24 protein-coding genes are annotated in these 26,211 nt (G+C 74.3%); 7 read left to right on the top strand and 17 right to left on the bottom strand.

The window, feature by feature from the left end:
- Positions 1-27: 27 nt before the first annotated feature.
- Complete coding sequence (mraY, locus tag ATL31_RS14620; RefSeq protein ID WP_101396523.1) at positions 28-1,140, bottom strand: phospho-N-acetylmuramoyl-pentapeptide-transferase; 1,113 nt, start codon at positions 1,138-1,140, stop codon at positions 28-30.
- Between the two features lie 224 nt (positions 1,141-1,364).
- Positions 1,365-1,490 (bottom strand): hypothetical protein, encoded by a 126-nt coding sequence (locus tag ATL31_RS17130; protein WP_281256272.1) that lies wholly within the window; start codon positions 1,488-1,490, stop codon positions 1,365-1,367.
- A 143-nt stretch (positions 1,491-1,633) separates the two neighbouring features.
- Here ATL31_RS17130 and ATL31_RS14615 point away from each other — a divergent pair, with 143 nt between their 5' ends.
- On the top strand, positions 1,634-1,978 hold the full coding sequence (locus tag ATL31_RS14615) for a YciI family protein (protein WP_101396521.1): 345 nt from the start codon (positions 1,634-1,636) through the stop codon (positions 1,976-1,978).
- A 52-nt stretch (positions 1,979-2,030) separates the two neighbouring features.
- Here ATL31_RS14615 and ATL31_RS14610 read toward each other — a convergent pair whose 3' ends face one another.
- Positions 2,031-3,647: an HNH endonuclease signature motif containing protein gene (locus ATL31_RS14610; RefSeq protein WP_101396519.1), complete on the bottom strand. Its 1,617-nt coding sequence runs from the start codon at positions 3,645-3,647 to the stop codon at positions 2,031-2,033.
- Between the two features lie 233 nt (positions 3,648-3,880).
- On the opposite strand from ATL31_RS14610, the gene ATL31_RS14605 reads away from it, so the two are divergent.
- The 4 genes from ATL31_RS14605 (at position 3,881) to ATL31_RS14590 (ending at position 7,340) form a co-directional block, all read left to right on the top strand.
- Positions 3,881-4,309 (top strand): ArsR/SmtB family transcription factor, encoded by a 429-nt coding sequence (locus ATL31_RS14605; RefSeq protein WP_425440341.1) that lies wholly within the window; start codon positions 3,881-3,883, stop codon positions 4,307-4,309.
- A gap of 2 nt (positions 4,310-4,311) precedes the next feature.
- Entirely contained in the window at positions 4,312-4,800 is a 489-nt protein-coding gene (locus ATL31_RS14600) for an SRPBCC family protein (RefSeq protein WP_101396514.1), read from the top strand.
- Between the two features lie 93 nt (positions 4,801-4,893).
- On the top strand, positions 4,894-5,460 hold the full coding sequence (locus ATL31_RS14595; protein WP_101396513.1) for a 1-acyl-sn-glycerol-3-phosphate acyltransferase: 567 nt from the start codon (positions 4,894-4,896) through the stop codon (positions 5,458-5,460).
- Between the two features lie 50 nt (positions 5,461-5,510).
- Positions 5,511-7,340: a GAF domain-containing SpoIIE family protein phosphatase gene (locus tag ATL31_RS14590; protein WP_101396512.1), complete on the top strand. Its 1,830-nt coding sequence runs from the start codon at positions 5,511-5,513 to the stop codon at positions 7,338-7,340.
- Between the two features lie 16 nt (positions 7,341-7,356).
- On the opposite strand, the gene ATL31_RS14585 is transcribed toward ATL31_RS14590, so the two are convergent.
- A complete protein-coding gene (locus ATL31_RS14585) occupies positions 7,357-7,800 on the bottom strand; it encodes a VOC family protein (RefSeq protein WP_101396511.1) in 444 nt (147 codons plus the stop codon).
- A gap of 154 nt (positions 7,801-7,954) precedes the next feature.
- On the opposite strand from ATL31_RS14585, the gene ATL31_RS14580 reads away from it, so the two are divergent.
- A complete protein-coding gene (locus ATL31_RS14580; RefSeq protein WP_101396509.1) occupies positions 7,955-10,060 on the top strand; it encodes a HelD family protein in 2,106 nt (701 codons plus the stop codon).
- A 13-nt stretch (positions 10,061-10,073) separates the two neighbouring features.
- On the opposite strand, the gene ATL31_RS14575 is transcribed toward ATL31_RS14580, so the two are convergent.
- From ATL31_RS14575 to ATL31_RS14520, 11 genes are all read right to left on the bottom strand, one after another.
- Positions 10,074-11,510 carry a hypothetical protein gene (locus tag ATL31_RS14575; protein WP_143598405.1) on the bottom strand — a complete coding sequence of 479 codons (1,437 nt, stop codon included), beginning with the start codon at positions 11,508-11,510 and terminating at the stop codon, positions 10,074-10,076.
- Positions 11,511-11,721: 211 nt separating this feature from the next.
- Positions 11,722-11,952, bottom strand: coding sequence for an ABC transporter permease (locus ATL31_RS14565; RefSeq protein ID WP_101396503.1), 231 nt, complete (start codon positions 11,950-11,952; stop codon positions 11,722-11,724).
- A gap of 86 nt (positions 11,953-12,038) precedes the next feature.
- Positions 12,039-13,460 carry a pyridoxal phosphate-dependent decarboxylase family protein gene (locus tag ATL31_RS14560; RefSeq protein WP_101396501.1) on the bottom strand — a complete coding sequence of 474 codons (1,422 nt, stop codon included), beginning with the start codon at positions 13,458-13,460 and terminating at the stop codon, positions 12,039-12,041.
- A 31-nt stretch (positions 13,461-13,491) separates the two neighbouring features.
- The gene (gene lpdA, locus ATL31_RS14555) at positions 13,492-14,889 is read right to left on the bottom strand and encodes a dihydrolipoyl dehydrogenase (RefSeq protein WP_101396499.1); all 1,398 of its coding nucleotides are present in this window, start codon (positions 14,887-14,889) and stop codon (positions 13,492-13,494) included.
- 38 nt (positions 14,890-14,927) lie between these two features.
- On the bottom strand, positions 14,928-16,928 hold the full coding sequence (locus ATL31_RS14550) for a penicillin-binding transpeptidase domain-containing protein (RefSeq protein ID WP_101396497.1): 2,001 nt from the start codon (positions 16,926-16,928) through the stop codon (positions 14,928-14,930).
- Complete coding sequence (gene mreD, locus ATL31_RS14545) at positions 16,925-17,413, bottom strand: rod shape-determining protein MreD (protein WP_101396495.1); 489 nt, start codon at positions 17,411-17,413, stop codon at positions 16,925-16,927. The genes ATL31_RS14550 and mreD overlap by 4 nt, the downstream gene beginning before the upstream one ends.
- Entirely contained in the window at positions 17,413-18,213 is an 801-nt protein-coding gene (mreC, locus tag ATL31_RS14540; protein WP_101396493.1) for a rod shape-determining protein MreC, read from the bottom strand. The genes mreD and mreC overlap by 1 nt, the downstream gene beginning before the upstream one ends.
- The gene (gene mreB / locus ATL31_RS14535; RefSeq protein WP_101396491.1) at positions 18,210-19,244 is read right to left on the bottom strand and encodes a rod shape-determining protein; all 1,035 of its coding nucleotides are present in this window, start codon (positions 19,242-19,244) and stop codon (positions 18,210-18,212) included. Before mreB ends, mreC begins: the two co-directional genes overlap by 4 nt.
- Positions 19,245-19,368: 124 nt before the next feature.
- Positions 19,369-19,791, bottom strand: a complete 423-nt coding sequence (gene ndk / locus ATL31_RS14530; protein ID WP_101396489.1) for a nucleoside-diphosphate kinase — start codon at positions 19,789-19,791, stop codon at positions 19,369-19,371.
- Positions 19,792-19,800: 9 nt separating this feature from the next.
- Positions 19,801-20,196 carry a DUF4233 domain-containing protein gene (locus ATL31_RS14525; RefSeq protein WP_101396487.1) on the bottom strand — a complete coding sequence of 132 codons (396 nt, stop codon included), beginning with the start codon at positions 20,194-20,196 and terminating at the stop codon, positions 19,801-19,803.
- Positions 20,193-20,483, bottom strand: coding sequence for a ribosomal L7/L12 family protein (locus tag ATL31_RS14520; protein ID WP_101396485.1), 291 nt, complete (start codon positions 20,481-20,483; stop codon positions 20,193-20,195). Before ATL31_RS14520 ends, ATL31_RS14525 begins: the two co-directional genes overlap by 4 nt.
- Positions 20,484-20,521: 38 nt before the next feature.
- On the opposite strand from ATL31_RS14520, the gene ATL31_RS14515 reads away from it, so the two are divergent.
- On the top strand, positions 20,522-21,148 hold the full coding sequence (locus ATL31_RS14515) for a cation efflux transmembrane domain-containing protein (protein WP_101396483.1): 627 nt from the start codon (positions 20,522-20,524) through the stop codon (positions 21,146-21,148).
- A gap of 42 nt (positions 21,149-21,190) precedes the next feature.
- Here ATL31_RS14515 and ATL31_RS14510 read toward each other — a convergent pair whose 3' ends face one another.
- Together ATL31_RS14510 and ileS are read right to left on the bottom strand one after the other, a co-directional pair.
- The gene (locus ATL31_RS14510; protein WP_101396481.1) at positions 21,191-22,600 is read right to left on the bottom strand and encodes a bifunctional folylpolyglutamate synthase/dihydrofolate synthase; all 1,410 of its coding nucleotides are present in this window, start codon (positions 22,598-22,600) and stop codon (positions 21,191-21,193) included.
- A gap of 251 nt (positions 22,601-22,851) precedes the next feature.
- Positions 22,852-26,187: an isoleucine--tRNA ligase gene (ileS, locus tag ATL31_RS14505; protein WP_101396479.1), complete on the bottom strand. Its 3,336-nt coding sequence runs from the start codon at positions 26,185-26,187 to the stop codon at positions 22,852-22,854.
- Positions 26,188-26,211: the final 24 nt, after the last annotated feature.

Raw genomic sequence — 26,211 nt, 5'->3', positions numbered from 1 at the left:
GTGCGCCCGGGTAGAGCGGGCATCACCTCAGAGGGCGACGACCCATTCGGCGTAGAACAACCCCAGCCCGGCGGCCACGCAGATGCCGGCGATGATCCAGAACCGGATGACGATGGTGATCTCGGCCCAGCCGAGCAGCTCGAAGTGGTGGTGCAGCGGCGCCATCCGGAAGACCCGCGTGCCGCGCAGCCTGAAGCTCGCCACCTGGATGATCACCGACAGCGTGATGATGACGAACAGCCCACCGAGCACCGCCAGCAGCAGCTCGGTGCGGGTGAGGATCGCCATCCCCGCAAGCCCGGCCCCCAGCGACAGTGACCCGGTGTCGCCCATGATGATCTGCGCCGGCGACGCGTTCCACCACAGGAACCCGAAGCACGCCCCCGCCACCGAGCACGCCACCACGGCCAGGTCGAGCGCGTTCGGCACCTCGTAGCAGGCGGCACCCGGCACCGCCGCGCAGCTCTGGTTGTTCTGCCACAGCGCGATCAGCGTGTACGCCCCGAACACCATCACCGACGCACCAGCGGCCAGTCCGTCGAGCCCGTCGCTGATGTTGACCCCGTTCGACGCCCCGGTGATCAGCAGGTTGGCCCAGACGACGAACAGCACCACCCCCAGCACCGGCCCGGCGAACGCGAGGTCGAGGCCGGTGTCGCGGATGAACGAGATCGCCGTCGAGGCCGGCGCGCGCCCGGCGTCGTCGGTCACGAACAGGGCTCCCAGCGCGAACATCAACGTCACGACGGCCTGCCCGGCCAGCTTCTGCCGCGACGTCAGGCCCAGGCTCCGCTCGCGGCTGACTTTGGTGTAGTCGTCGAGGAGGCCGACCAGCCCCAGCCCGAGCATCAGGAACAGCACCAGCCCGGCGCTCGGCGACAGCGGGTCGTGCATGCCGGGCCGCAGCCCGCTGACGTCGGCCAGCAGCAGCAGCCCGTGCGAGACGAGGTACCCCACCACCGTCGCGCCCAGGATGACGACGCCGCCCATCGTGGGCTTGCCCCGCTTGTAGTGGTGGTGGGTCAGGTCGTCGTGGATGAACTGCCCGTACCGTCGGCGTACCAGGTACCGGGCGAACAGCGGTGTCCCCAGCAGCGCCACCACCATCGAGACACCCCCCGCCAGCAGGATGTTGACCATCAGCACTCTTCCTCGCACGTCCCCCCGGCCGCGGGCGCTCCACGGCCGGCACCACCCTGCCCGGCCGGGCTCCGTCGGTCACGAACCGACACGCGGTCGTCGTCCGCCGGGTCAACGGCCCAGGGCCATCAGGACGAGGCCGATGACGACGCAACCGATCCCACCCGCGAGACCCCAGGGCAGGTACCGGCGGACCCACTCGGCGGCGGTGAGCTCGCGCCGCCTCATCCGGCCGTGGGCGCCGACCACGAACGTCCGGGCGGGGGGTCGGAGCGGGCGACGACGGTCATGCGCACCGCCATCACCCCGTACAGCACCAGGACCGCGAGGCCCAGGACGACGAACATCACCGTTCCACGGTAGGCGCACCGGCGGCCCGGCGGAGGGACGAACCGGGCGCGCACTGGCCGGCGCGCGCCGAGGTGCGGTTGACTCGGACGCCTGGGGAGCGGGCGCGAGGCGCTCGCCGTCGTCACCACCTGGAGGAGACCCGATGACCCACTACCTGATCTCGTTCCCGAGCGGCGCCATGGACGCGACCCCCGACGAGCTGCCCGCCGTGGGCGAGGCCGCCATGGCCGTCGTGCACGCTGCGCGGGAGGCCGGCGTGCTGGTCTTCGCCGGCGGCATCGACGAGACGACCCCGCCGGTGCGGGTGGCCGGCGACGGCACGATCACCGACGACACCTACCCGCAGACTGCGCAGCTCGAGGGCGGCTACACGATCCTCGACCTGCCGACCCGCGAGGCTGCGCACGAGTGGGCCACCCGCATCGCCACCGCGTGCCGGTGCGCCCAGGAGGTGCGCGTCTTCGGGGAGGGCTCCGAGAGCCGCTGACGCCGCGGCCTTGCTTCCCCGGCCGCAGGCGGGATGAGCGGAGCCCCCGCGCTCAGAAGGGCGGGGCGTCGTCGAGCGAAAGTTGCGGAGGGGGGATGGCGGGCGCCGCGGCAGCCGCCGTGGCGCGGTGCCGCAGTGCGACCCGGTACTGCTCGATGACTCGCTCGAACGACTCCTCGAGCACGCTGGGGAGCTCCGGCACGGCGGCTGCCGGCGCCGCGGCATCGGCCTGGTCGGCGGGATCCGCGGGGTCGGCACGCAGCACCAGGAGGGCGAGGGCGTCGAGGGGCTCGGTGGTGCGCACCCGCCCGGTGGGGTCCTTCCAGGTGGCGGTGCCGTCGGGCGCGAGTCGGACCGACCATCCCGGCAGCTGTTTGATGCGGTGATGTCGCCGGCAGAGGCAGAGGAGGTTCGCGGCGTCGGTGGGTCCGCCGGGCCACGGCCGCACGTGGTCGAGGTCGCAGAAGCGGGCGGCGACCGAGCAGCCGGGGAAGCGACAGCGCCCATCGCGGGCCGTGACCATTGCGGTGAGCCGCTTCCCGGGCCGGTACCCGTCGCGGGCGAGACCACCGAGGACGTCGACCAGCGCCCCCGACCCCGGGTGGCACGGCTGGGTGACCACGGTGGTGCCGGCGGCGGCACCCACCCGCTCGAGCCAGCCGCGCTCGACGAGCATCGGCTCGCTCGGGCGGATGCCGGTCACCTGGACCAGGTCGCCGACCGCGCCGGAGGCCGCCTCCGGCGCGGCGTCGCCCGGAGTCGAGGCGGGAAACGCGGCCACGGCATCCAGGGCCCCGGCAGCCGGCGCTGCCTCGGCCGGGGTCGTGAGCACCAGCCGGACCTGGACGTCGGCCTGCTGGGTGACGAGGTCGGTGAGGGCGCGGCCCCGCGCCTGCTCGATGGTGCTGCAGACGCCGTCGGTGACGTACTGGCGGGCGAGCCGGTCGACCGCGGCCCAGGCGGCAGCGGAGTCCTCGGACGGGAAGGTGCCGTGCCACGCGTCGACCCCCGGCTCGGCGACCCAGCGGCGCAGCCCGGTCTCGCGGCGAGCCCGCTGGGCCCGCTGGCGCAGCAGGTCGGGCGAGAGGCGGGCGAGCACCCGGCGGGCCCGCCGGCGCAGGCCGGCCGCGGGCTCGGTGCCGAGGTGGGGGTCGAGGGCGGCGACGACCGCCTCGGCCACGGCCGCCGGAGCCTCGACGAGCTCGTCGGCGACGACACCCGCTCGGTAGGCGTCGAGACGACCCGCGCGCATCGCGTCGTGCAGGCCGCCGAGGCCCGTGGCGCCGGGACGTTCGTCGCACTCGGCCGGGACGGGCTCCCGGCCGGTGCGGCGGACCGCGGCCTCGACCACGTTCTGGGCCTGGTGGTGCGAGACCCCGAGGTGGGGCGCGACGAGGTCGGCGGCATCCAGCGCGACCCGGCCGGGGCCGTGCTCGTGGGTGCCCAGGGTGCCGTCGTCGAGCACGACCTGCTCGAACCGCGCGGCCCGGGCGACTGCGACGCTCTGCACCGCGGCGAGCCGGTTGACCAGCGCCTGGCAGTGGCCCGCCACCGCCAGCCACTCACCCTGACTCAGGGATGCGGGGTCGTGGACCGCGGCGTCGAGCCGGCGCAGGGCGGCATCCGCGGCGCTCATCGCGCCGTCGGCGACCTCGAACGTGTCAGCCATCGCAACCCCCTCCCCTGTGCCTCCATCGTACCGGTTCGAGCTGGGCCGGGCAAGCCCTTTGCTCTGTCAATAGCGCCTCACACCAACGTTTTTCGGGCGATCTGCAACCCCTGAGACCGGCCCCGTCCCGGAGTGTTCCACCCCCGCAGCAGCGGCCGCACGACCCCGCCACGGGCCACCTCGCCCCCTCGCCCACCCGTGCGAAGGTTGACAATGTACAACCTATCGGTTGTATATTGACAAGCGTGAACGAGACCAGCGAGGACCGGGCCGACGCCCTCTTCCACGCCCTCTCCGACCGGACGCGGCGCGACATCCTGCGCCGCGTGCTGGCCGGCGAGCACTCGGTCACGGCCCTGGCGGCGCGCTACGACATGAGCTTCGCCGCCGTGCAGAAGCACGTCGCCGTCCTCGAACGCGCCGGCCTGCTCACCAAGCGGCGCCAGGGCCGCGAGCAGCTGGCCAGCGGCGACGTGGAGGCGGTGCGATCGGTCGCCTCGATGCTCGACGAGCTCGAGGCGGTCTGGCGCGGGCGCATCGCCCGGATCGACGAGCTCCTCGCCCGCGAGCCCGCCGGCACCACGACCGACACCCCCACCCCCGCGACCGCACCCACCACCGCAAGCTCCACCACCATCCCCACCACCACCCAGGAGAAGTAGCCATGCCCGTCACCGACATCACCAAGGACTTCGACGCCCGCACCCTCGTCATCACGGCCGAGTTCGCCGCGCCCGTCGAGCGGGTCTGGGCCCTGTACGAGGACCCCCGCCAGCTCGAGCAGGTCTGGGGCCCGCCGCAGTACCCCGCCACGTTCGTCGACCACGACCTGCGCCCCGGCACCCGCTCGACCTACTACATGACCTCCCCCGAGGGCGAGAAGTTCGCCGGCTACTGGGACATCGCCGAGGTCGCTGCCCCCCAGCGTTTCACCTTCAGCGACGGCTTCGCCCACGCGGACCTCACCCCGAACTCCAGCCTCCCGGTGAGCGCGAACGTCTACGTCCTGGAGGCCACCGCGACCGGCACCCGGGCCACGTACACCAGCACCTTCGCCACCGCCGAGGGGCTGCAGACGGTGCTCGACATGGGCGTCGAGGAGGGCTCGAAGGCCGCCATCAACCAGATCGACGGCTACCTCGCCGCGCACTGACCGGGCGCCCCGGCCGGCCCGGCCGCCCCGTAGCGTGGGACCTCCACCCGCGGGGCGCCCCGGCCGGCGCGGGGCCCGTCACCGAGGAGTGCCATGAGGGTCGCCGTCGCCAAGGCCGTGCTGCGGGCCGCCCGCTGGAAGGCCGTCGGCGAGGTGCCGCGCACCGGCATCCTGGTCGGCGCCCCGCACACCTCGAACTGGGACTTCGTGATGATGCTCCTGGTCATGTGGCGCGGCGACGTCACCCCGCGGGTGCTGATCAAGCACGAGCTGTTCCGCGGCGCGCTCGGCCCGCTGCTGCACCGGCTCGGCGGCATCCCGCTCGACCGCGAGCACCCCGGCGAGGTCGTGCGCGAGCTGGTGCGCGAGGCCCGTAGCGGTGAGCCGTTCCTGCTGGTGCTGGCCGCCGAGGGCACCCGCGAGAAGGGCGAGTACTGGAAGTCGGGCTTCTGGCGCATCGCCCGCGCCGCGAACCTGCCCATCGCGCTGGCCTTCATCGACGGCCCGAGCCGCACCGCCGGGTTCGGGCCCACCCTCATCCCGACCGCCGACGTGCGGGCCGACATGGACCAGGTGCGGGCGTTCTACGCCGACAAGCGCGGCGTCCATCCCGAGCGCCGCACCGAGCCCCGCCTCCGCGAGGAGGAGCGCCCCACCTGACGGGTTCCCCCGCGGATGACGAATCGCCTCCGACCTGCGAGGATCGCCGAGTGGAGCCCCCAACCGGCGACGTCGGTCGCACCCGGATGCCTCGGCGGCTGGGCGCGACGCTGACCCGGCTGGCCCTGGTCACCAACGAGCTCACGACGGCCACGACCATCGAGACCGTCACCAAGGTCGTGACCCAGCACATGGCCGATGCCGTGGGCGCCACCATCGCGGTGCTCGGGCTGGTGCAGGGCACCGACCGGGTGCGGCTGATCGGGATGCGCGGGCTCGAGGCCGCCGAGGCCGACCGCTGGCAGGTGTTCGACCTGGCCACGCCCAACAGCATCTCCGACGTCATCCGCACCGGGGAGCGCGTGGTGCTGGCGGGCGCCGCGACCATCGCCCGGCGCTACCCCGACCTGGTCAACGCCCAGCGCGGCGAGCGCTCGACGGTGACGGTGCCCCTGCGGACGGCCGGTCGCACCATCGGCGCCATCCACCTCTCGGTGCCGGACGCGGCGCCGCCGCACCCGGTCGAGCTGGACTTCCTCGGCATCCTCGCCGACGCCTGCGCGCAGGCTCTCGAGCGGATCGAGGCCGCAGCGGTGGCGGCCGAGCAGACCGAGCGGCTGGCGTTCCTGGCGGAGGCGTCCATCCAGCTCGCGAGCAGCCTCGACCTGGAGGCCACGACCGCGCAGGTCACCCGGCTCACGGTGCCGCGCTTCGCCGACTGGTGCGCCATCGACACCGTGGTCGACGGGACACTGCGCCGGCTCGCCGCCGCGCACGCCGACCCCGAGCGCGTCGAGCAGGTCACCCGCATCATGGAGCGTTGGCCCACCCGCGTCTCGCAGCGGGCCAGCCTCGGTGACGTCGCGCGCACCGGCCAGCCCCTGCTGCTGCCCGAGGTCACAGAGGACCACCTGGCCGCGTCCGCGCTGGACGCCGAGCACCTGGAGGCCCTGCGCGGGCTGGACATGGCGAGCGTGCTGGCCGTGCCGCTGCTGGTGCGCGGCCGGGTCACGGGGGTGCTGACCTGGGCCTCCACCGACCCGGCCCGGCGCTACGACGAGGACGACGTGCAGTTCGCCGAGCACCTGGCGCGGCGCGCGGCGAGCGCCATCGACAACGCCGACCTCTACGGGCAGACCCGGGCCGTGGCCGAGCAGCTGCAACGGGCCGTCCTCCCCCTCGGCCTCGAGGGCACCGACGACTGGGACGTGGCGTGGCGCTACGAGCCGTCGGGGCGCACCGAGGTCGGCGGCGACTTCTACGACGCGTTCCCGCTCACCGACGGCCGTTACGTCGCGTTCGTCGGCGACGTGATGGGGCGCGGGGTGGCGGCCTCGGCGGCGATGGCCCAGATGCGCTCGGCCGTACGCGCGTTCGCCTCGGCCGACCCCTCCCCCGAGGCGGTGCTGGCCGCGCTCGACCGGATGGTGCTGCAGTTCGACACCGAGCAGCTGGTCACGCTCGTCTACGTGCTGGCCGACGCCGCCGCGGGCACGCTGCGCATCGCCAGTGCCGGGCACCTGCCGCCCTTCGTCGTGCGGCCCGACGGCTTGGTCGACCGGCTGCCGGATGCCGACGGCCCGCCGCTCGGGCTCGGCTGGGCGCGGACGGGGCGCGAGGTGCCGATGGGCCCCGGCGACACCCTGCTCCTCGTCACGGACGGGCTGGTCGAGCGGCGCGGCGAGGACATCGAGACCGGGCTGGGGCGCCTGCGCAGGGCGGCCGGGGCGCTGAGCGGTGACGACCTCGACGGCGGGCTGGCCCGGGTGCTGAGCCGGGTCGAGGACGGCTCGTCCGACGACGACGTGGCCGCCCTGGTGCTCCGCCGGCGGTGCCACGACGGTCTTCTGGTCAGCGGCCCGGTGCGGATCAGCGCCTGACGCTCGGCCGGGGCCCTCAGACGCAGAACTCGTTGCCCTCCGGGTCCTGCATGGTCACCCAGTGCACGCCCATCTCGGCGTGCTCGTCGCCGCGGGTGGCCCCGAGCGCCACGAGCCGCTCGACCTCGGCCGCGACCCGGGCGCGCTGCTCGTCCATCGGCACCGACGGGCCGCCGCCGCCCAGGAGGTCGAGGTGGACGCGGTTCTTGCCGGAGCGCGGCTCGGGGACGCGCTGGAAGAAGATCCGTGGCTGGCCCGGCGCCTCGAGCGCGGAGGCGTCGTTCCACCGTTCCTCGGGGATGCCCTGGGCGGCCAGGAAGGCGGGCCAGTCGGCGAAGCCGCCGGGCGGCGCCGGGACCCCGTAGCCGCGCGGCGCGAGCGCGGCGGCCCAGAACTCGACGAGGGACGCGGGGTCGAGGCAGTCGACCACCACCTGCACGGGGGCTGAGGATCGGTCCATCCCGGCAGTGTGGCGCGGGGCACCGACACCAGGCACCACACCGATGCGGGTCCCGCGGCGGCGTCCCGGACGGTGGACAGGAGCGCGCCGCCAGCGCTACCATCATCGGTTCGCCAGTATGCGACCCACACCGGCAGAGAGGGGCGGCTCCGCCATGCCCGCGACCCCCGCCCACCCGTCTCCAACCACCCTCGGCTCACCCGACGACGTCCTCGCGCGCGAGCAGGCCCACCTCGACCGCGCGCGCGACGAGCTGCGCCGGATGCGCGAGACCACCGAGAGCCTCGACGCCTCGACCGCCGCCGACGCGTTCAACGCCGCCTACCTCGACCTCGTGCTCGCACGCCGGGTCGCCTCGCTCCAGGACGACCCCCGCACCACGTTGTTCTTCGGCCGCATCGACTGCCGCACCGAGCACGGCGAGGAGACCTTCCACGTCGGGCGGCGGCACGTCAGCGACGACCACGGCGACCCCGTCGTCGTCGACTGGCGCGCCCCCATCTCGACCGCGTTCTACCGGGCCTCCCCCACCGAGCCGATGGGCGTCGAGCTGCGCCGCCGCTTCGGGGTGGACCGGGGCCGGCTCACCGCCTACGAGGACGAGCGGCTCGACGGGGGCGCCGCGGACGAGACGGACGACGCCAGCGCCGCCACCGGCGCCGCCGGCTCGACCGGCCACAGCGCGATCCTGGCCGCCGAGATCGAGCGGCCGCGCTCGGGCCCGATGCGCGACATCGTCTCGACCATCCAGCCCGAGCAGGACGAGATCGTCCGCTCCGACATCGCCACCAGCATCTGCGTCCAGGGCGCCCCCGGCACCGGCAAGACCGCCGTCGGCCTGCACCGTGCGGCCTGGCTGCTCTACTCCTTCCGCCAGCGGCTCGACCGCTCGGGGGTGCTGGTCGTCGGCCCCAACCGCGCCTTCCTCGACCACATCGGCGCCGTGCTGCCCTCGCTCGGTGAGGTCCGGGTGCGGCACGCCACCATCGACACCCTGCTCGAGCACGGCCGGGTCCGCGCCCAGGACCCCACGCCCGTCGCCGCCCTCAAGGGTGACGCCCGGATGGCGCGGGTGCTGCACCGTGCGGTGTGGGGCCGCGTCGCCCGCGCCGACGAGGCGATGGTCGTGCCCCGCGGCTCCCGGCGCTGGCGGGTGCCGGCCTACGACATCCAGGACGAGGTCGACGCCCTGGTGGCCCGGGGCGTGCGCTACTCGGCCGCGCGCGAGCTGCTGGCCCAGCGCCTGGCCCACCTGGTGATGCTGCGCCTCGAGGCCTCGGGCGACTTCCCCGGCGAGGCCGCACAGGGCGCCATCGCACGCTCGGCCCCGGTCACCGCGTACGCGAAGTCCCTCTGGCCGCCGCTCGACCCGGCCGGCGTCCTGTTCCGGCTCCTCTCGGATGCCGACGCGCTGGCGGAGGCGGCCGAGGGGGTCCTCGCCGCCGACGAGCAACGACTCCTGCTCTGGGACGCACCCCCGCGCACCAAGGGCGCCGCCCGCTGGAGCACCGCCGACATGGCGCTGCTCGACGAGCTGGCCGACCTGCTCGAGCGCACCCCGAGCCTGGGCCACGTGGTGCTCGACGAGGCCCAGGACCTCTCGCCGATGCAGCTGCGGGCCGTGGGGCGGCGCGCCTCGACCGGCAGTCTCACGGTGCTCGGCGACCTCGCGCAGGGCACCACCCCGTGGGCCACCGACGCGTGGGAGACCGCGATGGCGCACCTGGGCCGCCCCGAGCACGAGCTGGTGGTGCTCGACCGCGGCTTCCGGGTGCCCGGGCTGGTCATCGAGTTCGCCGCGCGGCTGCTGCCGGCGATGGCGCCGGGGCTGGGGGCGCCGCGCTCGGTGCGCGACAACCCCGGGCGGCTCGACGTGGTGGCGGCCGACCCGGCGCGCCGCTCGGCAGCAGTGGTCGCCGCCGTGCGGGCCGCCGTCACCGAGCCGGGGTCGGTGGGCGTCATCGCCCCCGACGCGTTCGTCACGGCGCTCAGCACGGCCCTGGCCCGGGCCGGCATCCCCCACGGCCGTCTCGACGCCGACCACGGCGACGACGACGACCGCCAGGTCGAGCTGGTGCCGGCCAGCATCGCCAAGGGCCTCGAGTTCGACCGGGTCGTGGTGGTCGAGCCCGCCGCCATCGCCGCCGCCGAGCCCGACCAACGCACCGGGCTGCGACGCCTCTACGTCGTGCTGACCCGCGCGGTGTCGGGCCTCACGGTCGTACACAGCGACCCGCTGCCGGAGGCCCTGGCCGGCTGAGGACCCGGCGGCGTCAGCCGAAGCGGGTGAAGAACGGGTGGTACGTCACGCGCGTGGGCTTGCCGGCCTGCGCCTCGAGCCAGTAGCCGAAGGCCGAGAAGCCGCCGTGGCGCTGGGCCGGGCGCGCGGTGATGTAGTCGCCGAAGCGGGTGATGGTGCGGGTCGAGGCGTCGATGAAGTAGACGACGTAGTCGCCCATCACGCCCATCGCGCAGTTGGCGTGGTCGGCCGGGCCGCCCCAGCCGAGGGTGATGCCCACGCGGTCCCCGGCGCGCGCCAGCGACGGGTAGGCGAAGGCGTAGTCGTCGTTCCAGATCGGGATCTCGCGCACCGTCGTGTGCGTCGACGGGTCCACCTCGACGTAGCGCACGTGCGGCTGCTTGAAGTCCTTGCCGGCGCCGTTCGCCTGGCCGCCGCTCGCGGTCCACGCCAGCGCGACGGTGCCGTCGGCCCGCTGCACGCCGCCGGTCACCGCGAACCCGGGGAAGTCGCGCAGCTTGGTGAGCCAGTCGTTGCCGTCCGGGCCTGAGCACATGACCGTGCCGTTGGGCCAGGCCGCGACCGGGACGTCACCCCAGGAGTACGTCCCGGAGCCGTCGGGCCAGGTGAACAGGCGCACGGTCGAGCTGTCCTCGTGGTGGGTCCACATCCCGGCGTCCGTGGTCTGCTGCACGAGGTGGTGACCCCAGGCGCGCTTGCCGTCGTCGGGGTTCGTGTACTGGTAGTCGACCGTGCCGCCGGCCCGCAGCTCCTCGAGCGGCATCCGCAGCACGACCCGCCCGGAGCCCATCACGTCGGTCGAGACGTAGAGCGAGCGGTCGGAGTAGGACAGATCGGGGTAGTCCATGTCGCTCTTCGGGAAACCGAAGTCGCCGGCGCGGAAGTCCCAGAACGTCCACGCCGTGGGGTCGGCGCCGACCGACGCGGAGTCGGCGACCGCGATCCGGAAGGCCCCCTGGCCAGCGGCGTCGGCGTAGTACTGGAGGAACCAGACGAACAGGTCGGCGTGCGGCACGTAGATCACCACCTGGTCGCACCAGAAACCACCGCCGAGGGTGTTGGGGAAGACGGTCGAGGGGTCGAGCCGCTTCCAGGTGCCGCCGCCGTCGGTGCTGACGTCGCAGCCCCAGTTGAACGACATCATCACGACGTTGCGCTCGCTGTCGGCGCCGCTCATGTCGGCGGCGCTGTCCAGGGCGCGGTCGAGGGTGTCGCTCGGGCCGTAGTCGAAGAAGTCGACGTGCGGCTCGCGGTCGTCGCCGCCCCTGCGGACCTCCGCCGGGCCCGGCAGCTCGCGCAGCGGCCTCGGGTCGGCGGCGTCGGGGACGCGCACATGGGGGCGCTCGGCCTTGCGGCGCTGCCCCAGTGCACGGCGTCTCAGGGGCGTGTACGGCGCCCCCTCGACCCGCTCGGCCTCGATGGTGCCGCGACTGCTGTGTGCTTCAGGCATGGTCCTCTCCCTGCTCCTGGTCGTTCTCGTCCTGCGGTGGCGCGTCGTCGGCCTCCGGGCGCGACGACGGCACCGGTGCCGCGGTGCGGTCCGGGCCGAAGCCCCGCGGCGGGGCCGGCGGATAGGGCGCGCCCCGGGTGCGGGACGCCTCCTTGGGGTGGGGCTCGGAAGCGGCTGCCTCCGAGGCCTCGTCGTCGGGCACGGCTGCCGCTCAGGCCGGCTGGGGGCGCCGCGCGGCCAGCCGGTGTCGCCGGGCCAGCGCCGCGAGCACCAGGCTGACGACCGCGAGCGCGACCACCAGCCCGAGCTCGAGGGCACCCGAGCCACCGTCGGGGTCGACCCCGAACAGCCACTCGACCCACTCGGCGTCGACCGCCGTGACGACCGCCAGCACCGCGGTCACCGCCGCCAGCCCGCTCTCGGTCCACATCCTCCTGCGCATGACACTCTCCTGACTCTCGACGGGGTCCGTCGAGGGTCAGGAGGCGCGGCGACCCCGGCGCGATACACGGCGCCGGGCCGGCGGCGTCAGCGGGTCGTGGCCACGACCTCGCGCAGCAGGGCCCAGAGCTCCTCGACGTCGGCGCGCTCGGTGGCCTCGGCCCCGACCGAGACCCGCACCATCCACCGCCCGTCGAGCTGGCTGGCCCCCAGGAAGACGCGCCCGGTGGCGTTCGCGGCGTCCATCCAGGCCAGGGTGTGGGCGTCGAGCGCGTCGCCGGTGAGGCCCTCGGGCTCGTGGACGAGGCACACCGTCTGCAGCGACACCGGCGCCAGCACCCGCCAGCCGCGCTCGGCCTCGACCTGCTCGGCCAGCCAGCGGGCGTTCTCGAGGTCGCGCCGCAGCCGCTCGCGGATGGCCTCGACGCCGTCGAGCCGCAGGTGGAACCACAGCTTGAGCGCGCGGAACCGGCGCCCCAGCGGGATGCCCCAGTCCTTGTACTGCACCACCTCGTCGTCGGTGCCGGCGCGCAGGTAGCTCGGCGTCGTCGACATCACCGACACCAGGTGGTCGACGTCGCGGACGTAGAGCAGCGAGGTGTCGAGGACCGTGCCCATCCACTTGTGGGGGTTCCACGAGATCGAGTCGGCGTCGTCGGCGCCGTCGAAGAGATGGCGCATCTCGGGCAGCAGCATCGCCGAGCCGGCCATCGCGGCGTCGACGTGCACCCAGGCGCCGTGCTCGCGGGCGACGTCGACGATGGCGCGCACCGGGTCCATGGCGGTGGTGCCGGTGGTGCCGACGGCCGCGACCACGACGGCCGGGACGCGCCCGGCGGCGACGTCGGCGGCCATGGCCCGGCGCAGTGCCTCGGGGTCCATCGCATAGGTCACCGGGTCGACGTCGACGTAGCGCAGGTTGTCGGCGCCGTAGCCGGCCAGCAGCACCGCCTTCGGCACCGAGCTGTGGGCGTGCGGCGAGGTGTAGGCGATGAGCGGGGCATCCAGCGCCTGCAGCCCGCCGCGGTGCTCGGAGCCGCCGCTGGCCCGCTCGCGCGCGGCCAGCATCGCGACCAGGCAGGCGGTGGAGGCGGTGTCCTGGATGGCGCCCTTCCACTCCGGCGACAGGCCGCAGAGGTCGCGGAGCCAGTCGGTGACGACCTGCTCGACCTCGGTGAGCGCCGGGGCCGACTGCCACGTGATGCCGAGCGCGCCCACTCCCCCGGACGCGATGTCGCCGAGCACGCTGGCCAGCGAGGCGTTGCTGGGGAACCAGCCGTAGAAGCCGGGGTGCTGGGTCTGGGTGACCCCGGGGACGACGACGCGGTCGAGGTCGGCCAGGACGGCCGCGAAGTCCTCGGGGCTCTCGGGGGCGGTGGAGGGAAGGGCGGCCCGCACCTCACCGGGGCGGACCTGGGCGGCGACCGGCAGCTCGGGCACGCGGGCGCGGTGGTCGGCGATCCAGTCGATCAGGGCGTGGCCGGCGACGCGGAACTCCTCGGGGGTCATGCCCCCATACTGCCGGGGAACCGGTGCCGGGTCAGAGGTTGATCATGTGGCCGGCGATGCCCTCCACGGCCTCCTTGACGGCCTCGGACAGCGTCGGGTGCGCGAAGACGTTGCGCGACACCTCGTCAGCGGTGAGGTCCCACTTCTGCGCGAGGGTGAGCACGGGCAACAGCTCGGTGACGTCGGGGCCGATCATGTGGGCGCCGATGATCTCGTTGTGCTCGGCGTCGGCGACCACCTTGACGAAGCCGACCGCGTCGCCGAGGCCCATCGCCTTGCCGTTGGCGCTGAAGGGGAACTTGGCGACCTTGACGTCGTAGCCCTTCTCCTTCGCCTGCGCCTCGGTGTAGCCGAACGAACCGATCTGCGGGTGGCAGTAGGTGGCGCGCGGCACGAAGTCGTACTCGACCGGCATCGTGTCGGCCCCGCACAGGTGCTCGGCGGCCACCACGCCCTGGGCCTCGGCCACGTGGGCGAGCATGAGCTTGGCGGTGACGTCGCCGATGGCGTAGACGTTCTCGACGTTGGTGCGGCAGTACTCGTCGATGGCGACGGCGCCGCGCTCGGTGAGCTGGACGCCGATCGCCTCCAGCCCGTACCCCTCGGTGCGCGGTGCGAAGCCGATGGCCGAGAGGAGCTTGTCGGCCTCGAGCACCTGCTGATCGCCCCCGGCCGCCGGCGAGACCGTCACCCGCACGCCCGACCCGGTGTCCTCGACGGACTCGACCTTCGTGCCGAGCATGACCTTCACGCCGAGCTTCTTGTAGTGCTTGAGGAGCTCCTTGGAGACCTCCTCGTCCTCGGTCGGGACCATCCGGTCGAGGAACTCGACGATGGTGACGTCGACGCCGAAGTTCTTCATCACGTAGGCGAACTCGACGCCGATGGCGCCGGAGCCGGCGATGATGAGCGACCCCGGCAGGTTCTCGTCGAGGATCTGCTCCTCGTAGGTGACGACGTTCTGGCTCACCTCGACGCCGGGCAGCATCCGGGTGACGGCACCGGTGGCGATGATGAGCGAGTCGAACGTCAGCTGCCTGGTGGAGCCGTCGTTGAGGGCGACGTCCATCGAGCTCGCGCCGGTGAGCGTGCCCCAGCCGTCGATCTCCTCGATCGTGTTCTTCTTCATGAGGAAGTGGACGCCCTTGACGATGCCGGCCGACACCTTGCGCGAGCGGGCGTGGGTGACGCCGTACTTCATGGTGGCCTCGCCCTCGATGCCGTAGAGCTCCTTGTCGTGCTGGAGCGTGTGGGCGAGCTCGGCGTTCTTGATGAGCGCCTTCGAGGGGATGCAGCCGACGTTGAGGCAGACCCCGCCCCAGTACTTCTTCTCGACGACCGCGACCTTCTTCCCGAGCTGGGAGGCGCGGATCGCCGCGACGTAACCACCAGGACCAGCACCGAGCACCACGAGGTCGAAGTCAGACATGCGTCCACCTTATCGGGGCGCCCGGCCCCCGTCGGCGCTCAGCCCAGGCCGCGCAGGGTGAGGTGCACCGCCCGTGCCACCGGGGCCGCGGTGTCGCTGCCATGCCCGCCCTGCCCGACCACCGCCGCCACCACCCAGCGCGGCCGGTCCGCGGGGGCGTACGAGACGAACCACGAGGTGTCGCGGCTGCCGAGGACCTCGCCGGTGCCGGTCTTGCCCGCCACGGGCCAGTCGGCCGGCATCCCGCGGAACGCGCCGGCCGCGGTGCCGGTGGTCACCACCGAGCGCAGGGCCGAGCGCAGGTAGGCCTCGGTGGAGGCGGCCACGCCGGACGCCCGTACCGGGCCGGCCGCGACCGGCGAGCGCACGCCGGTCGCGGGGTCGACGAGCGCGACCCCGAGGCGCGGGGTGCGGACGAGGCCGCCGTCGGCGATGGCGCCGTACATCACGGCCATCTGGAGCGGCGTGGCCAGCACGTCGCCCTGCCCGATGGCGAAGTTCGCCGCGTCGCCCCCGCGCAGCTGGAAGCCGGCGGTGCAGTTCTCCTTCGCGATGGCCCGCAGGTACGCGGCCCGGGTGCGGTCGGCCACCTCGGGGTAGCCGGTGCGGGCGCGGCGGCACAGCTCGCCCCGCTGCTGCTCCCACGTGGCCTGGCGCCACGCCCGGTCGGGGATGCGGCCCGCCGACTCCTGGGGCAGGTCGACCCCCGTGGGGGCACCGAGCCCGAGCCCCCGCGCGACGGCCGCGAACGGGCCGGCCACCGTGGACGGCGCCCGCAGGCCGCCCTCGCGCTGCCACTGGGTGAAGGCCAGCTCGTAGAACACGGTGTCGCAGGAGATCTCGATGCTGCGGGCGAGGCTGATGTGCCCCTGCGGGAAGCTCTCGTAGTTCTTGAAGTCGCGGTCGCCGACGCGGTACACGGCCGGGCAGTCGTACGTGGCCGAGAGCGAGCGCCCGGCACGGACCGCCGCCGCGACCGACGCCGGCTTCATCGTGCTGGCGGGCGCGAAGCCCACGTCGGTGGCGCGCGAGAGCAGCGGCGTGCGCGCCCGGGCCGAGGTCAGGGCGGCGTAGTCGGCCGACGAGATGCCGCCGGTCCAGACGTTGAGGTCGTAGGTGGGCGCGCTGGCGAGCGCCGCGACGGCGCCGCTGCGCGGGTCGAGGACGACCACCGCCCCGGTGTCGGCGGCCCAGCCCCGCTTCCTGGCGGCCCGCATCTGGGTCGCCAGCGCGCGCTCGGCCGAGGCCTGCACCGTGGCGTCGAGGGACGTGACGAGGTCGCGCCCCGGCACCGGGTCGGTGCGCGAGACCACGCCGGTGACCAGGCCGCGGGCGTCGACAGCCACCACGGTGCGGCCGGGGGTGCCGCGCAGGGCGGTGTCGTACTGCTGCTCGAGCCCGGCCCGGCCCACGAGGTCGTCGGCCACGAGCCCGGAGCCCGCGGCCACCTCGTCGGCCGTGACCGGCCCCAGGTAGCCGATCACCTGGGCCGCACTCGCCCCCTCGGGCCGCGGGTAGACCCGCACCGCCCGCGACGACACCGCGATGCCGGGGAAGCGCCCGGGCTGCTCGACCAGGGTCAGGGCCGCGGCGGCGTCGACCCCGTCGGCCAGCGGCACCGGCACCTGCGGCGATCCGCTCCAGCAGACCGGGGCCGCGGGGGCACCGCGCTCACCGCACAGCCAGGTGCGCCCGAGCAGCGGCGCGGGGTCGAGACGCAGCACCGCGGCCGCGGCACGCACCTCGGCCTCGGCGGCGGCCCGGTCGTCGGCGATGACCCGCCGCTCGAGGGTGACGACGGTGCTCATCCGGTTCTCCGCCAGGGGGCGGCCGGCGCGGTCGAGGATGCGGCCCCGCAGGGCCGGCACGACGACGGTGCGGGTGTCGAGGGAGGCGCCCGCGCCGGCCCGCTCGTCGCCGAAGCCGGCGGCCCCGGCGAGCTGCACCTGGCCGAGCCGCCCGACCAGGCCACCGAACGCGAGCAATACGACGGCCAGGACGGCCAGCATCCGGCCGTGGTGGGCGTGAACGCGGCTCATCCGTAGCGCCGGCGGACCAGGGCGCGCTCGGCGCGGACGACCACCGGCACCACGAGCGCGCCGACGGTGGCGGTGAGCAGCATCCGCAACGCCACCGCCGCGAGGTCGACCGGCGCCGACACCGCGAGCGCCCGCACGACCTCGACGCCCTCGACGACGGCCGCGGCGCCCAGGGTGACGACGGCGACCCGGGCGGCGGCCACGGGACCTTCGTGCCGCACCCGCCCGGCGAGGAGGCCGGCCAGCGCGTAGGCCAGCGCATGGGCGCCCAGGGGCTGGGCCCCCGGCGGGACGAGGTCGACGACCCAGCCCCCGGCCAGCCCGGCGACGGCCCCGGCGGTGGGCCCGCGGAACAGCGCCCAGGCGACGACGAGCACCAGGACCAGGTCCGGCACCGGCGCGAGGTGCCGCGCCCCGAGGCCCACCCCCAGCAGGACCGCCACGACGAGGGCGGCCCCGCGGCCGGTGAGCGCGACGGCACGCATCAGCGGGCCGGCGCCGGGGTCGGGGTGAGCACCGGGCGCGCGGTGCTGCGGGCCGGGGCGAGCAGGACCGCGACCAGGTCGAGGGACGTGGTGTCGACGGCCGGGACGAGCGTCCCGCTGGGCGCCAGCCGCCCGACCCCGGTGCGCACGCCGCGCACCGTCCCCACCCGGATGCCGGGGACGAACGGCCGCCCGCCCACGCTGCCGAGGGTGACGACGGGGTCGCCCGGGGCCATGGCGCCGCGCTCTACGAGGGACAGCGAGAGGGTGCCGGGGTCGGGCGCCGCCGCCCCCACGGCCGCCGCCCCCGAGGCCTCCCCCAGGACGCCGGCCGCCCCGACCCGCACACCCACCGTGACCTCCGGGCTGCCGACGAGGAGCACGTCGCAGGTCCACGGGGCCACGGAGACGACGCGCCCGACCAGTCCCTGCTCGGCGACGACGGCCCGGTCGACCTCGACCCCGTCGCGCGCGCCGACGTCGAGGGTGACCCGCTCGGGACCCGCCGGCCCGGACTGGCCCACGGCCACGACGCGGGCCAGCACCACGCGGGTGCCCCCGGTGCCGGGGGTGGCGAGGAGCCGGTCGACCTCGGCCGACGACGTGCCACCGGTGACGGCGGCCCGCAGGCGGGCGGCATCGGCCGGGTCGGTGGCCCCGGGGCCGACCAGGCGCTCCATCGGCCCGAGCGCCGCGGCGGCGGCGCGGCGCACGACCCCCAGGTCGCCGACCCCGGACAGGTCGAGCAGCAGCGCGAGCGCGGTCAGGGCCACCGCCGCGAGCAGGAGCCGGCGCCTCATGACCGGCGGGTGTCGACGAGGACGCGCTCGAGGGTGCCGAACTCCTCGACGCACCGGCCGGCCCCGCGCGCGACGGCCCGGAGCGGGTCGTCGGCGACGTGCACGGGGACGCCCAGCTCGTGCGACAGCCGCTCGTCGAGCCCGCGGATGAGGGCGCCGCCGCCGGTGAGGGCGATGCCGCGGTCGACGACGTCGCCGGCGAGCTCGGGCGGGCAGACGTCGAGCACCGAGCGGACGAGGTCGACGATCGAGGCGACCGGGGTCTCGATGGCGCGGCGCACCTCGGCCGAGCCGATGGTCACGGTCTTCGGCAGGCCGGTGACCAGGTCGCGCCCGCGCACCCGCTCGGAGATCTCCTCGCGCAGCGGGAACGCCGAGCCGGCGCCGATCTTCAGCTGCTCGGCGCTGGACTCCCCCAGGAGCAGCGAGTACTCGGCCTTCACGTGGGCCACGATGGCGTCGTCGATCTCGTCGCCGCCGATGCGCATCGTGCGCGAGGTGACGATGCCGCCGAGGCTCACGACGCCGACGTCGGTGGTGCCGCCGCCGATGTCGACGACCATCGAGGCCATCGTCTCCTCCACCGGCAGCCCGGCCCCGATGGCCGCGGCCATCGTCTCCTCGACGACGAAGACGCGACGGGCGCCCGAGCGCAGGGTGGCGTCCTCGAGGGCCCGGCGCTCGACGCTGGTGATGTCGCTCGGGACGCAGACGACCACGCGCGGGCGCACCAGGCGCGAGGGCGAGACCTGGTCGACGAACCAGCGGATCATCCGCTCGGTCACGTCGGCGTCGGAGATGACGCCGTCGCGCAGCGGGCGCACCGCGGTGACCGACTCGGGGGTGCGGCCGAGCATCTCCTTGGCGCGCCGGCCGGCGGCCACGAGCTCGCTGGTCCCGGCCCGCACGGCGACCACGGAGGGCTCGTCGAGCACCACGCCACGGCCGCGCTCGTAGACGACGGTGTTGGCGGTGCCGAGGTCGATCGCGAGGTCGCGCCCCCGGATCCAGCCCGCCGCCCAGCCGCTCATGCCCGCAGGCTAGGTGGCCCGCGCGCCGGCTCCTCGGTGCCACACCGGAGCCCGGCGGCGCGTCGTCCCGCCGGTGGGACCGGTGTGACTCACGTGACGGACGGGGCCCACGGGACCCGCCCGGTCAGAGCTCGGGGAACCAGATGCCGATCTCGCGCTCGGCCGACTCGGGGGAGTCCGAGCCGTGCACGATGTTCTTCTGGACCTTCTCGCCCCAGTCGCGGCCGAGGTCGCCGCGGATGGTGCCGGGGAGCGCCGCCGTGGGGTCGGTGGCCCCCGCGAGCGCCCGGAAGCCCTCGATGCAGCGCTCGCCCTCGATGACGACCGCGGCCACGGGCCCCGACGACATGAAGGCGACGAGCGGCTCGAAGAACGGCTTGCCCTCGTGCTCGGCGTAGTGCCGGTGCAGACGGTCGGTGTCGGGGGTGGTCACGGCCAGCGCGGCGAGGCGGTAGCCCTTGGCCTCGATGCGGCGCAGCACCTCACCGGTGAGGCCGCGGGCGAAGCCGTCGGGCTTGACGAGGACGAGCGAGCGTTCGGTGGTCACGCCGCCACCCTAGTCGGAGGCCGCCGCGAGCTCCGCCTCGTGGCGGGCCACCAGCTCGTCGGCCTTGAGCCCCTGCACGAGGAGCAGCAGCCAGAGGGCGGTGAAGACCACGGCCACGCCGAACATCGCCGGCACCACCAGGCCGCTGACCCAGGTGAGCACCTGCACCAGCCAGCCCACGGTGATCCCCACCGGGCTGCGCATCAGGCCCGCGCCGACCAGCGCCAGCACCGAGAGCCCCGCGCCGAGCCACAGCAGCCGGCCACCGTCGCGCCCGTCGGCGATCGCGACCCCACGGGCGGCGAGGGCGAAGAACGACAGCAGGATCGCCTGCCCCACGAGGGCCACGGCGAGCAGCCGGAAGGTCAGCTTGCCCTGCCGCCCGTAGACCGGCAGCCGCCTCACGAGGCCGCCCCGGCGCCGCCCTGCTTCCAGCGGTAGGTCTCGACGGCCGTCTTCGCTTCCTTCAGCCCGGCCCCCGTCGCCTCGCGGTAGAGCTTGATGGCGTGGACGGTACGGTCCTGGGCGAGCTGGGCCTCGATGGCCTGGCGCTCGTCGTCCGGCAGCTGCTCGACCGGGATGAAGCGGACCGTCGCGCCGAGGGTGGGGGCGCCGCCGGAGCGCACGGCCCGCACGACGTACCAGACCGCGACGACGACGGCCACGATGAGGACGAGCCGGAGGAGCCACATGCCCCCAGGGTAGGTGCCACCTCTGATGGGATGGGGCGGTGACCCCGGATGCGCAGCTCGCCGCCCCCTCCGCCCTGCGCCGCACGGTGCTCGTCGTGGCGGGCCTCAACGGTGCCGGCTTCGTCGTCGAGGCCGCGGTGGCGCTGGCCATCGGCTCGGTGGCGCTGGTCGCCGACTCCGTCGACTTCCTCGAGGACACGTCGGTGAACCTGCTGGTGGCGCTGGCCCTGGGCTGGCCCCTGGCCCAGCGAGCACTGGCCGGCCGCGCGATGGCGCTCGTCATCCTGGTGCCGGCCCTGGCCGCCGCGTGGACCGCGGTGCAGAAGGTGTTCGACCCGGTGCCGCCGGCTGCCGCCCCGCTGGCCGTGACGGCCCTGGGCGCGGCCCTGGTGAACGGGCTGTGCGCTCTCCTGCTGGCCCGGGTGCGCCATCACGGCGGCTCGCTCGGGCGGGCGGCCTGGCTGTCGGCGCGCAACGACGTGGCCGTCAACCTGGCCGTGGTCGCGGTGGCCGGCGTGACGGTGTGGACCGCCTCCGGGTGGCCCGACCTCGTGCTCGGCGTCGGCATCGTCGCGCTCAACGCCACCGCCGCGTGGGAGGTCTGGAGGCTGGCCGGCGAGGAGCGGCTCGCGGCGCGGGCCCTGGCCGGCGACGAGCTGGACTGAGCCGAGCGACGCGGCATCCCGGCGGCCGCTCGGCGGCGCCCGTCAGACGTCGGTGGTGCCCAGCAGCATCCGCACGTCGGCGGCGGTGACGACCGACCCGGTGGCCAGCACCCCGCCCCCGACCCCGCCGTCGTCGGCCAGGCCGGCCGCCTGGTCGAGGGCGTCCGGCAGGTCGGCGACCACCGTGACGCGGTTCTCGCCGAACACCTCGCGAGCGATCTCGCCGAGCTCGCGCGCGCTCATCGAGCGCGGCGAGGAGTTGCGGGTGACGACGACCTCGTCGAGCACCGGCTCGAGGGTCTGGAGCATCTCGGCGGCGTCCTTGTCCTTCATCACGGCCAGGACCCCGACGAGCTTGACGAAGGTGAAGGCCTCCTCGATGCCGGTGCGCAGGGCGCGCCCGCCCGCGGGGTTGTGGGCGGCGTCGACCAGCACGGTGGGGCTGCGGCGCACGACCTCGAGCCGGCCGGGTGACTCGACGGCCGCGAGCCCGGCGCGCAGCACCTCGATGTCGAGGGCCTGCTCGCCACCACCGACGAAGGCCTCGACCGCGGCCACCGCCACGGCCGCGTTCTGGGCCTGGTGCGAGCCGTGCAGCGGCAGGAACAGGTCGGGGTAGTCGGTGGCCAGGCCGCGCAGCGAGAGCTGCTGGCCGCCCACGGCAATGTCCTGGCCGGAGACGCCGAAGTCGTTGCCTTCGAACAGGATCCGCGCGCCCACCTCGGCGGCCCGGTCGATGAGGACCTCGGCGGCCTCGCGGTCGGGCTGCGTCCCGCTGACGGTGATGGCGTCGGCCTTGATGATCCCCGACTTCTCCTGCGCGATGTCGGCCGGGGTGTCGCCGAGGAAGCGCTGGTGGTCGACGTCGATCGGGGTGATGACCGAGACGGGCGCGTCGACGACGTTGGTGGCGTCCCACGCGCCGCCCATCCCGACCTCGACGACCGCGACGTCGACGGGCAGGTCGGCGAAGCAGGCGTAGGCCACCGCGACGAGCACCTCGAAGTAGGTCATCCGCGGCCCGCCCTCGGCGGCGCTGCGGCCGTCGACGATGCCGACGAACGGCGCCACGTCGTCATAGGCGGCCAGGAAGCGCTCGGCATCCACCGGTCGGCCGCCGACGGCGATCCGCTCGAGCATCGAGTGCAGGTGCGGGCTGGTGAAACGGCCGGTCTTCAGGCCCATCTCGCGCAGGACCGACTCGATGATGCGGGCGGTGCTCGTCTTGCCGTTGGTGCCCGTGACGTGGATGACCGGGAAGGTGCGCTGGGGCTCGCCCATGAGCTCCATGACGCTGCGGATGCGGTCGAGCGAGGGCTGGAGGTCGTGCTCGGGAGCGCGGGCCAGGATGGACTCCTCGACCTCGCGCATCCGCTTGCGGACCTCGAGGGCATGCGCGGCGTCGCGCTGGGCGGCATCGGGTGCGGGGCTCACCCCAGCATCCTCCCGCATCCGCGCGGGGTGCTGGCTCTCGGATGCTCCCGGTGAGGGAGCGCGCCGCGCCGAGAGGGGTCAGCCGCCGCCTCTCGGATGCTCCCGGTGAGGGAGCGCGCCGGGTCCTGCGCCGCCATCGGGAGCATCCGAGAGTCGCGCAGTCCTACGCCTCCATCCCGCGGGCGCGGGCGTGGTCGCGAGCGCCGTCCGTCCGCCCTACCGCGGTTCCGTGACCACCGAGACCTCGAGGCCGGCCGCCGGCCACCCGCTCAGCGGCGGCTGACCCGGACGTGCGCCGTCCGGCCGTCGCCGACGGTCACGACGGTGACGCCCTCGCCGTCGGGAGCGTCGAGCGTCGCGACGTCCTCGGCCAGGGTCTCGCCCGCCACCAGCGCGCGGTGCGCCTCGACGGCCGCGAGCACCTCGTCATCGCCACCGACCTCGAGCCGGATGCGGTCGGAGACCTCGAGCCCGGCGTCCTTGCGGGCCTGCTGCACCGCCCGCACCAGGTCGCGGGCCAGGCCCTCGCGCTCCAGGTCGCTGGTCACCTCGGTGTCGAGCACGACGAAGCCGCCACCCGGCAGCATCGCGGTGGCCCGCGAGCCACCGGCCGCCGCGGCGTCGACCACGGTCTCGAGGGTGTACTCCCCCTCGACCAGGGCCAGGCCACCGGCCGTCACCGTGCCATCGTCGGCCACCGACCAGTCGCCCGACTTCGAGCCCTTGATGGCGGTCTGCACCTCGCGCCCGAGCCGGGGCCCGGCCGCGCGCGCGTTGACGGTGAGGCGCTGCGAGATGCCGAAGTCGGCGCCCGAGGCGTCGGCGACGTCGAGCACCCGCACGGCCTTGACGTTGAGCTCGTCGCGCACGATGCCCGCGAAGGGCTCGAGCCCGGCCGGGTCGGCGCTGACGACGGTGAGCTCGCGCAGCGGCAGGCGCACCCGGAGCTTCTCGGCCTTGCGCAGCGACGAGCCGGTGGAGCACACGGCCCGCACCTGGTCCATCGCCGCCACCAGCGCCTCGTCGGCCGGCAGCGCATCGGCGTCCGGCCAGTCGGCCAGGTGCACCGAGCGGCCGCCGGTGAGACCGCGCCAGACCTCCTCGGTGACCAGCGGCAGCAGCGGCGCCGCCACCCGGGTCAGCACCTCGAGCGCGGTGTACAGCGTGTCGAAGGCCGCCTCGGAGCGCGAGGAGTCACCGGACCCGCTGTCCCAGAAGCGTTCCCGGGAACGGCGGATGTACCAGTTCGTCATCACGTCGACGAAGCCGCGCACCGACTCGCACGCCCCCGGCACGTCGTAGGCGTCCATCTGGCCCGAGACCGTGGTGACGAGCGTGCGCAGCTTCGCGAGCAGGTAGCGGTCGAGGGGGTCGGTGGACGCCGTCGACCAGTGCGCCTCGTAGCCCGCGCCGCCGTTCGCGGCGTTGGCGTACAGGGAGAAGAAGTACCAGCACGACCACAGCGGCAGGATGACCTGGCGGACGCCCTCGCGGATGCCCTCCTCGGTGACGACGAGGTTGCCGCCGCGCAGGATGGGCGAGGCCATCAGGAACCAGCGCATGGCGTCGGCACCGTCACGGTCGAACACCTCGCGCACGTCGGGGTAGTTGCGCAGCGACTTGCTCATCTTCTGGCCGTCGTTGCCCAGCACGATGCCGTGGCTCATGCAGTTCTCGAACGCGGGGCGGTCGAAGAGCGCGGTGGCCAGGATGTGCAGCGTGTAGAACCAGCCGCGGGTCTGGCCGATGTACTCGACGATGAAGTCGGCCGGGAAGTGCGCGTCCTGGGTGTCGGTGCCCGCGAACCACTCCGCGTTCTCGAACGGGTAGTGCACCTGGGCGTAGGACATCGAGCCCGAGTCGAACCAGACGTCGAGGACGTCCTCGACCCGGCGCATCGTGGAGCGGCCCGTCGGGTCGTCGGGGTTGGGCCGGGTCAGCTCGTCGACGAACGGGCGGTGCAGGTCGGGGTTGCCCGCGCGGTCGCGCGGCAGGTCGCCGAAGTCGCGCTCCATCTGCTCGAACGAGCCGTAGACGTCGATCCGCGGGTAGGCGGGGTCGTCGGACTTCCACACCGGGACCGGGCTGCCCCAGAACCGGTTACGCGTGATCGACCAGTCACGGGCGTTCTCGAGCCACTTGCCGAACTGGCCGTCCTTGACGTGCTCGGGCACCCAGGTGATCTCCTGGTTGAGCGCGGTCATCCGGTCCTTGATCGCGGTGACCTCGACGAACCAGGACTCGACGCCCTTGTAGATGAGGGGCTCGCGGCAGCGCCAGCAGTGCGGGTAGCTGTGGTCGTAGGACTCGCGGCGCAGCAGCACCGTGCCGGGGCTGACCGAGCCGGTCGGACCCTCGCCGCGGGTGGCGGCCTTGAGGTGCTCGATGACCAGGGCGTTGGCGTCGAAGACCTGCACGCCCTCGTAGTCGCCGACCGGGGCGGTGAAGCGCCCGTCCTTGCCCACCGGCATCACGGCCTCGATGCCCTCGCGGTCGGTGACCTCCTTGTCCACCTCACCGAAGGCGCCGGCGGTGTGGACCACGCCCGTACCGTCGGTGGTCGTCACGGCGTCGTCGGCGGCCACGACGCGGAAGGCGTTGGCGTGCCCCGCGTAGTAGGAGAACGGCGGGGTGTACGTGCGGCCCACCAGGTCGGCGCCCCGGTAGCGCCCGAGGACCCGGAACTCCCCCTCGGCGTCCGCGAGCTCGCGCCGGTAGGCCTCGAGACGCGCCTCGGCCAGCAGGTAGCGGGCGGTGCGCTCGGTGCCGGGCACGGGCGCCTCGACGACCACGTAGTCGATGTCGGAGCCGACCATCACGGCCAGGTTCGAGGGCAGCGTCCACGGCGTCGTGGTCCAGATGAGGACGTGGGCGCCGTCGAGCACCGGGTCGGTGCCGGTGTCGTCGAACCGGTAGCCGACGGTGACAGCGGGGTCCTGGCGGTTCTGGTAGACCTCGTCGTCCATCCGCAGCTCGTGGTTCGAGAGCGGGGTCTCGTCGTTCCAGCAGTACGGCAGGACGCGGAAGCCCTCGTAGACGTAGCCCTTGTCGTAGAGGGACTTGAAGGCCCAGATGACCGACTCCATGTAGTCGGCGTTCATGGTGCGGTAGTCGTGGTCGAAGTCGACCCAGCGGGCCTGGCGGGTGACGTAGTCGCGCCACTCGCCGGTGTACTTCATGACCGACTCGCGGCAGGCCTCGTTGAACTTCTCGATGCCCAGCTCGAGGATCTCGTCGGTGGTCTTGATGCCGTTGAGGCGCATCGCCTCGAGCTCGGCGGGCAGGCCGTGGGTGTCCCAGCCGAAGCGGCGCTCGACCCGGCGCCCGCGCATCGTCTGGTAGCGCGGCACGACGTCCTTGACGTAACCGGTGAGCAGGTGGCCGTAGTGCGGCAGCCCGTTGGCGAAGGGCGGGCCGTCGTAGAAGACGAACTCGTTCTCGCCGCGCTCGCCCCGGGGCCGGTTCTCGATCGAGGCCGCGAAGGTGCCGTCGGCCTCCCAGTGGGCCAGCACGGCCTCCTCGACCTGCGGCAGGCGCGGGCTCGCCGGGACGCCGAACGCGGCGCCGGCGTGCGTGCCGGTGGTGGACACCTTGGGGTAGGTCATCGCGTGCTGCTCCTGCGGGTCGTC

It is taken from the genome of Phycicoccus duodecadis (assembly GCF_002846495.1).
In the GTDB taxonomy this organism is placed as follows: domain Bacteria; phylum Actinomycetota; class Actinomycetes; order Actinomycetales; family Dermatophilaceae; genus Phycicoccus; species Phycicoccus duodecadis.
The sequence above is the reverse complement of the archived record's forward strand: the minus strand, read 5'-3'. Positions and strand labels throughout refer to the sequence as shown.

What these genes read in the sequence shown, in the direction of transcription:
- mreB (WP_101396491.1), bottom strand. Translation starts at nt 19,244, where the DNA reads ATGAGCGGCTGGGCGGCGGGCTGGATCCGGGGGCGCGACCTCGCGATC.
- lpdA (WP_101396499.1), bottom strand. Translation starts at nt 14,889, where the DNA reads ATGTCTGACTTCGACCTCGTGGTGCTCGGTGCTGGTCCTGGTGGTTAC.
- mraY (WP_101396523.1), bottom strand. Translation starts at nt 1,140, where the DNA reads ATGGTCAACATCCTGCTGGCGGGGGGTGTCTCGATGGTGGTGGCGCTG.
- ATL31_RS14610 (WP_101396519.1), bottom strand. Translation starts at nt 3,647, where the DNA reads ATGGCTGACACGTTCGAGGTCGCCGACGGCGCGATGAGCGCCGCGGAT.
- ileS (WP_101396479.1), bottom strand. Translation starts at nt 26,187, where the DNA reads ATGACCTACCCCAAGGTGTCCACCACCGGCACGCACGCCGGCGCCGCG.
- ATL31_RS14510 (WP_101396481.1), bottom strand. Translation starts at nt 22,600, where the DNA reads ATGCGGGAGGATGCTGGGGTGAGCCCCGCACCCGATGCCGCCCAGCGC.
- ATL31_RS14580 (WP_101396509.1), top strand. Translation starts at nt 7,955, where the DNA reads ATGCCCGCGACCCCCGCCCACCCGTCTCCAACCACCCTCGGCTCACCC.
- ATL31_RS14615 (WP_101396521.1), top strand. Translation starts at nt 1,634, where the DNA reads ATGACCCACTACCTGATCTCGTTCCCGAGCGGCGCCATGGACGCGACC.
- ATL31_RS14600 (WP_101396514.1), top strand. Translation starts at nt 4,312, where the DNA reads ATGCCCGTCACCGACATCACCAAGGACTTCGACGCCCGCACCCTCGTC.
- ATL31_RS14520 (WP_101396485.1), bottom strand. Translation starts at nt 20,483, where the DNA reads ATGTGGCTCCTCCGGCTCGTCCTCATCGTGGCCGTCGTCGTCGCGGTC.
- ATL31_RS14560 (WP_101396501.1), bottom strand. Translation starts at nt 13,460, where the DNA reads ATGACCCCCGAGGAGTTCCGCGTCGCCGGCCACGCCCTGATCGACTGG.
- mreD (WP_101396495.1), bottom strand. Translation starts at nt 17,413, where the DNA reads ATGCGTGCCGTCGCGCTCACCGGCCGCGGGGCCGCCCTCGTCGTGGCG.
- ATL31_RS14575 (WP_143598405.1), bottom strand. Translation starts at nt 11,510, where the DNA reads ATGCCTGAAGCACACAGCAGTCGCGGCACCATCGAGGCCGAGCGGGTC.
- mreC (WP_101396493.1), bottom strand. Translation starts at nt 18,213, where the DNA reads ATGAGGCGCCGGCTCCTGCTCGCGGCGGTGGCCCTGACCGCGCTCGCG.
- ATL31_RS14550 (WP_101396497.1), bottom strand. Translation starts at nt 16,928, where the DNA reads ATGAGCCGCGTTCACGCCCACCACGGCCGGATGCTGGCCGTCCTGGCC.
- ATL31_RS14595 (WP_101396513.1), top strand. Translation starts at nt 4,894, where the DNA reads ATGAGGGTCGCCGTCGCCAAGGCCGTGCTGCGGGCCGCCCGCTGGAAG.
- ATL31_RS14585 (WP_101396511.1), bottom strand. Translation starts at nt 7,800, where the DNA reads ATGGACCGATCCTCAGCCCCCGTGCAGGTGGTGGTCGACTGCCTCGAC.
- ATL31_RS14565 (WP_101396503.1), bottom strand. Translation starts at nt 11,952, where the DNA reads ATGCGCAGGAGGATGTGGACCGAGAGCGGGCTGGCGGCGGTGACCGCG.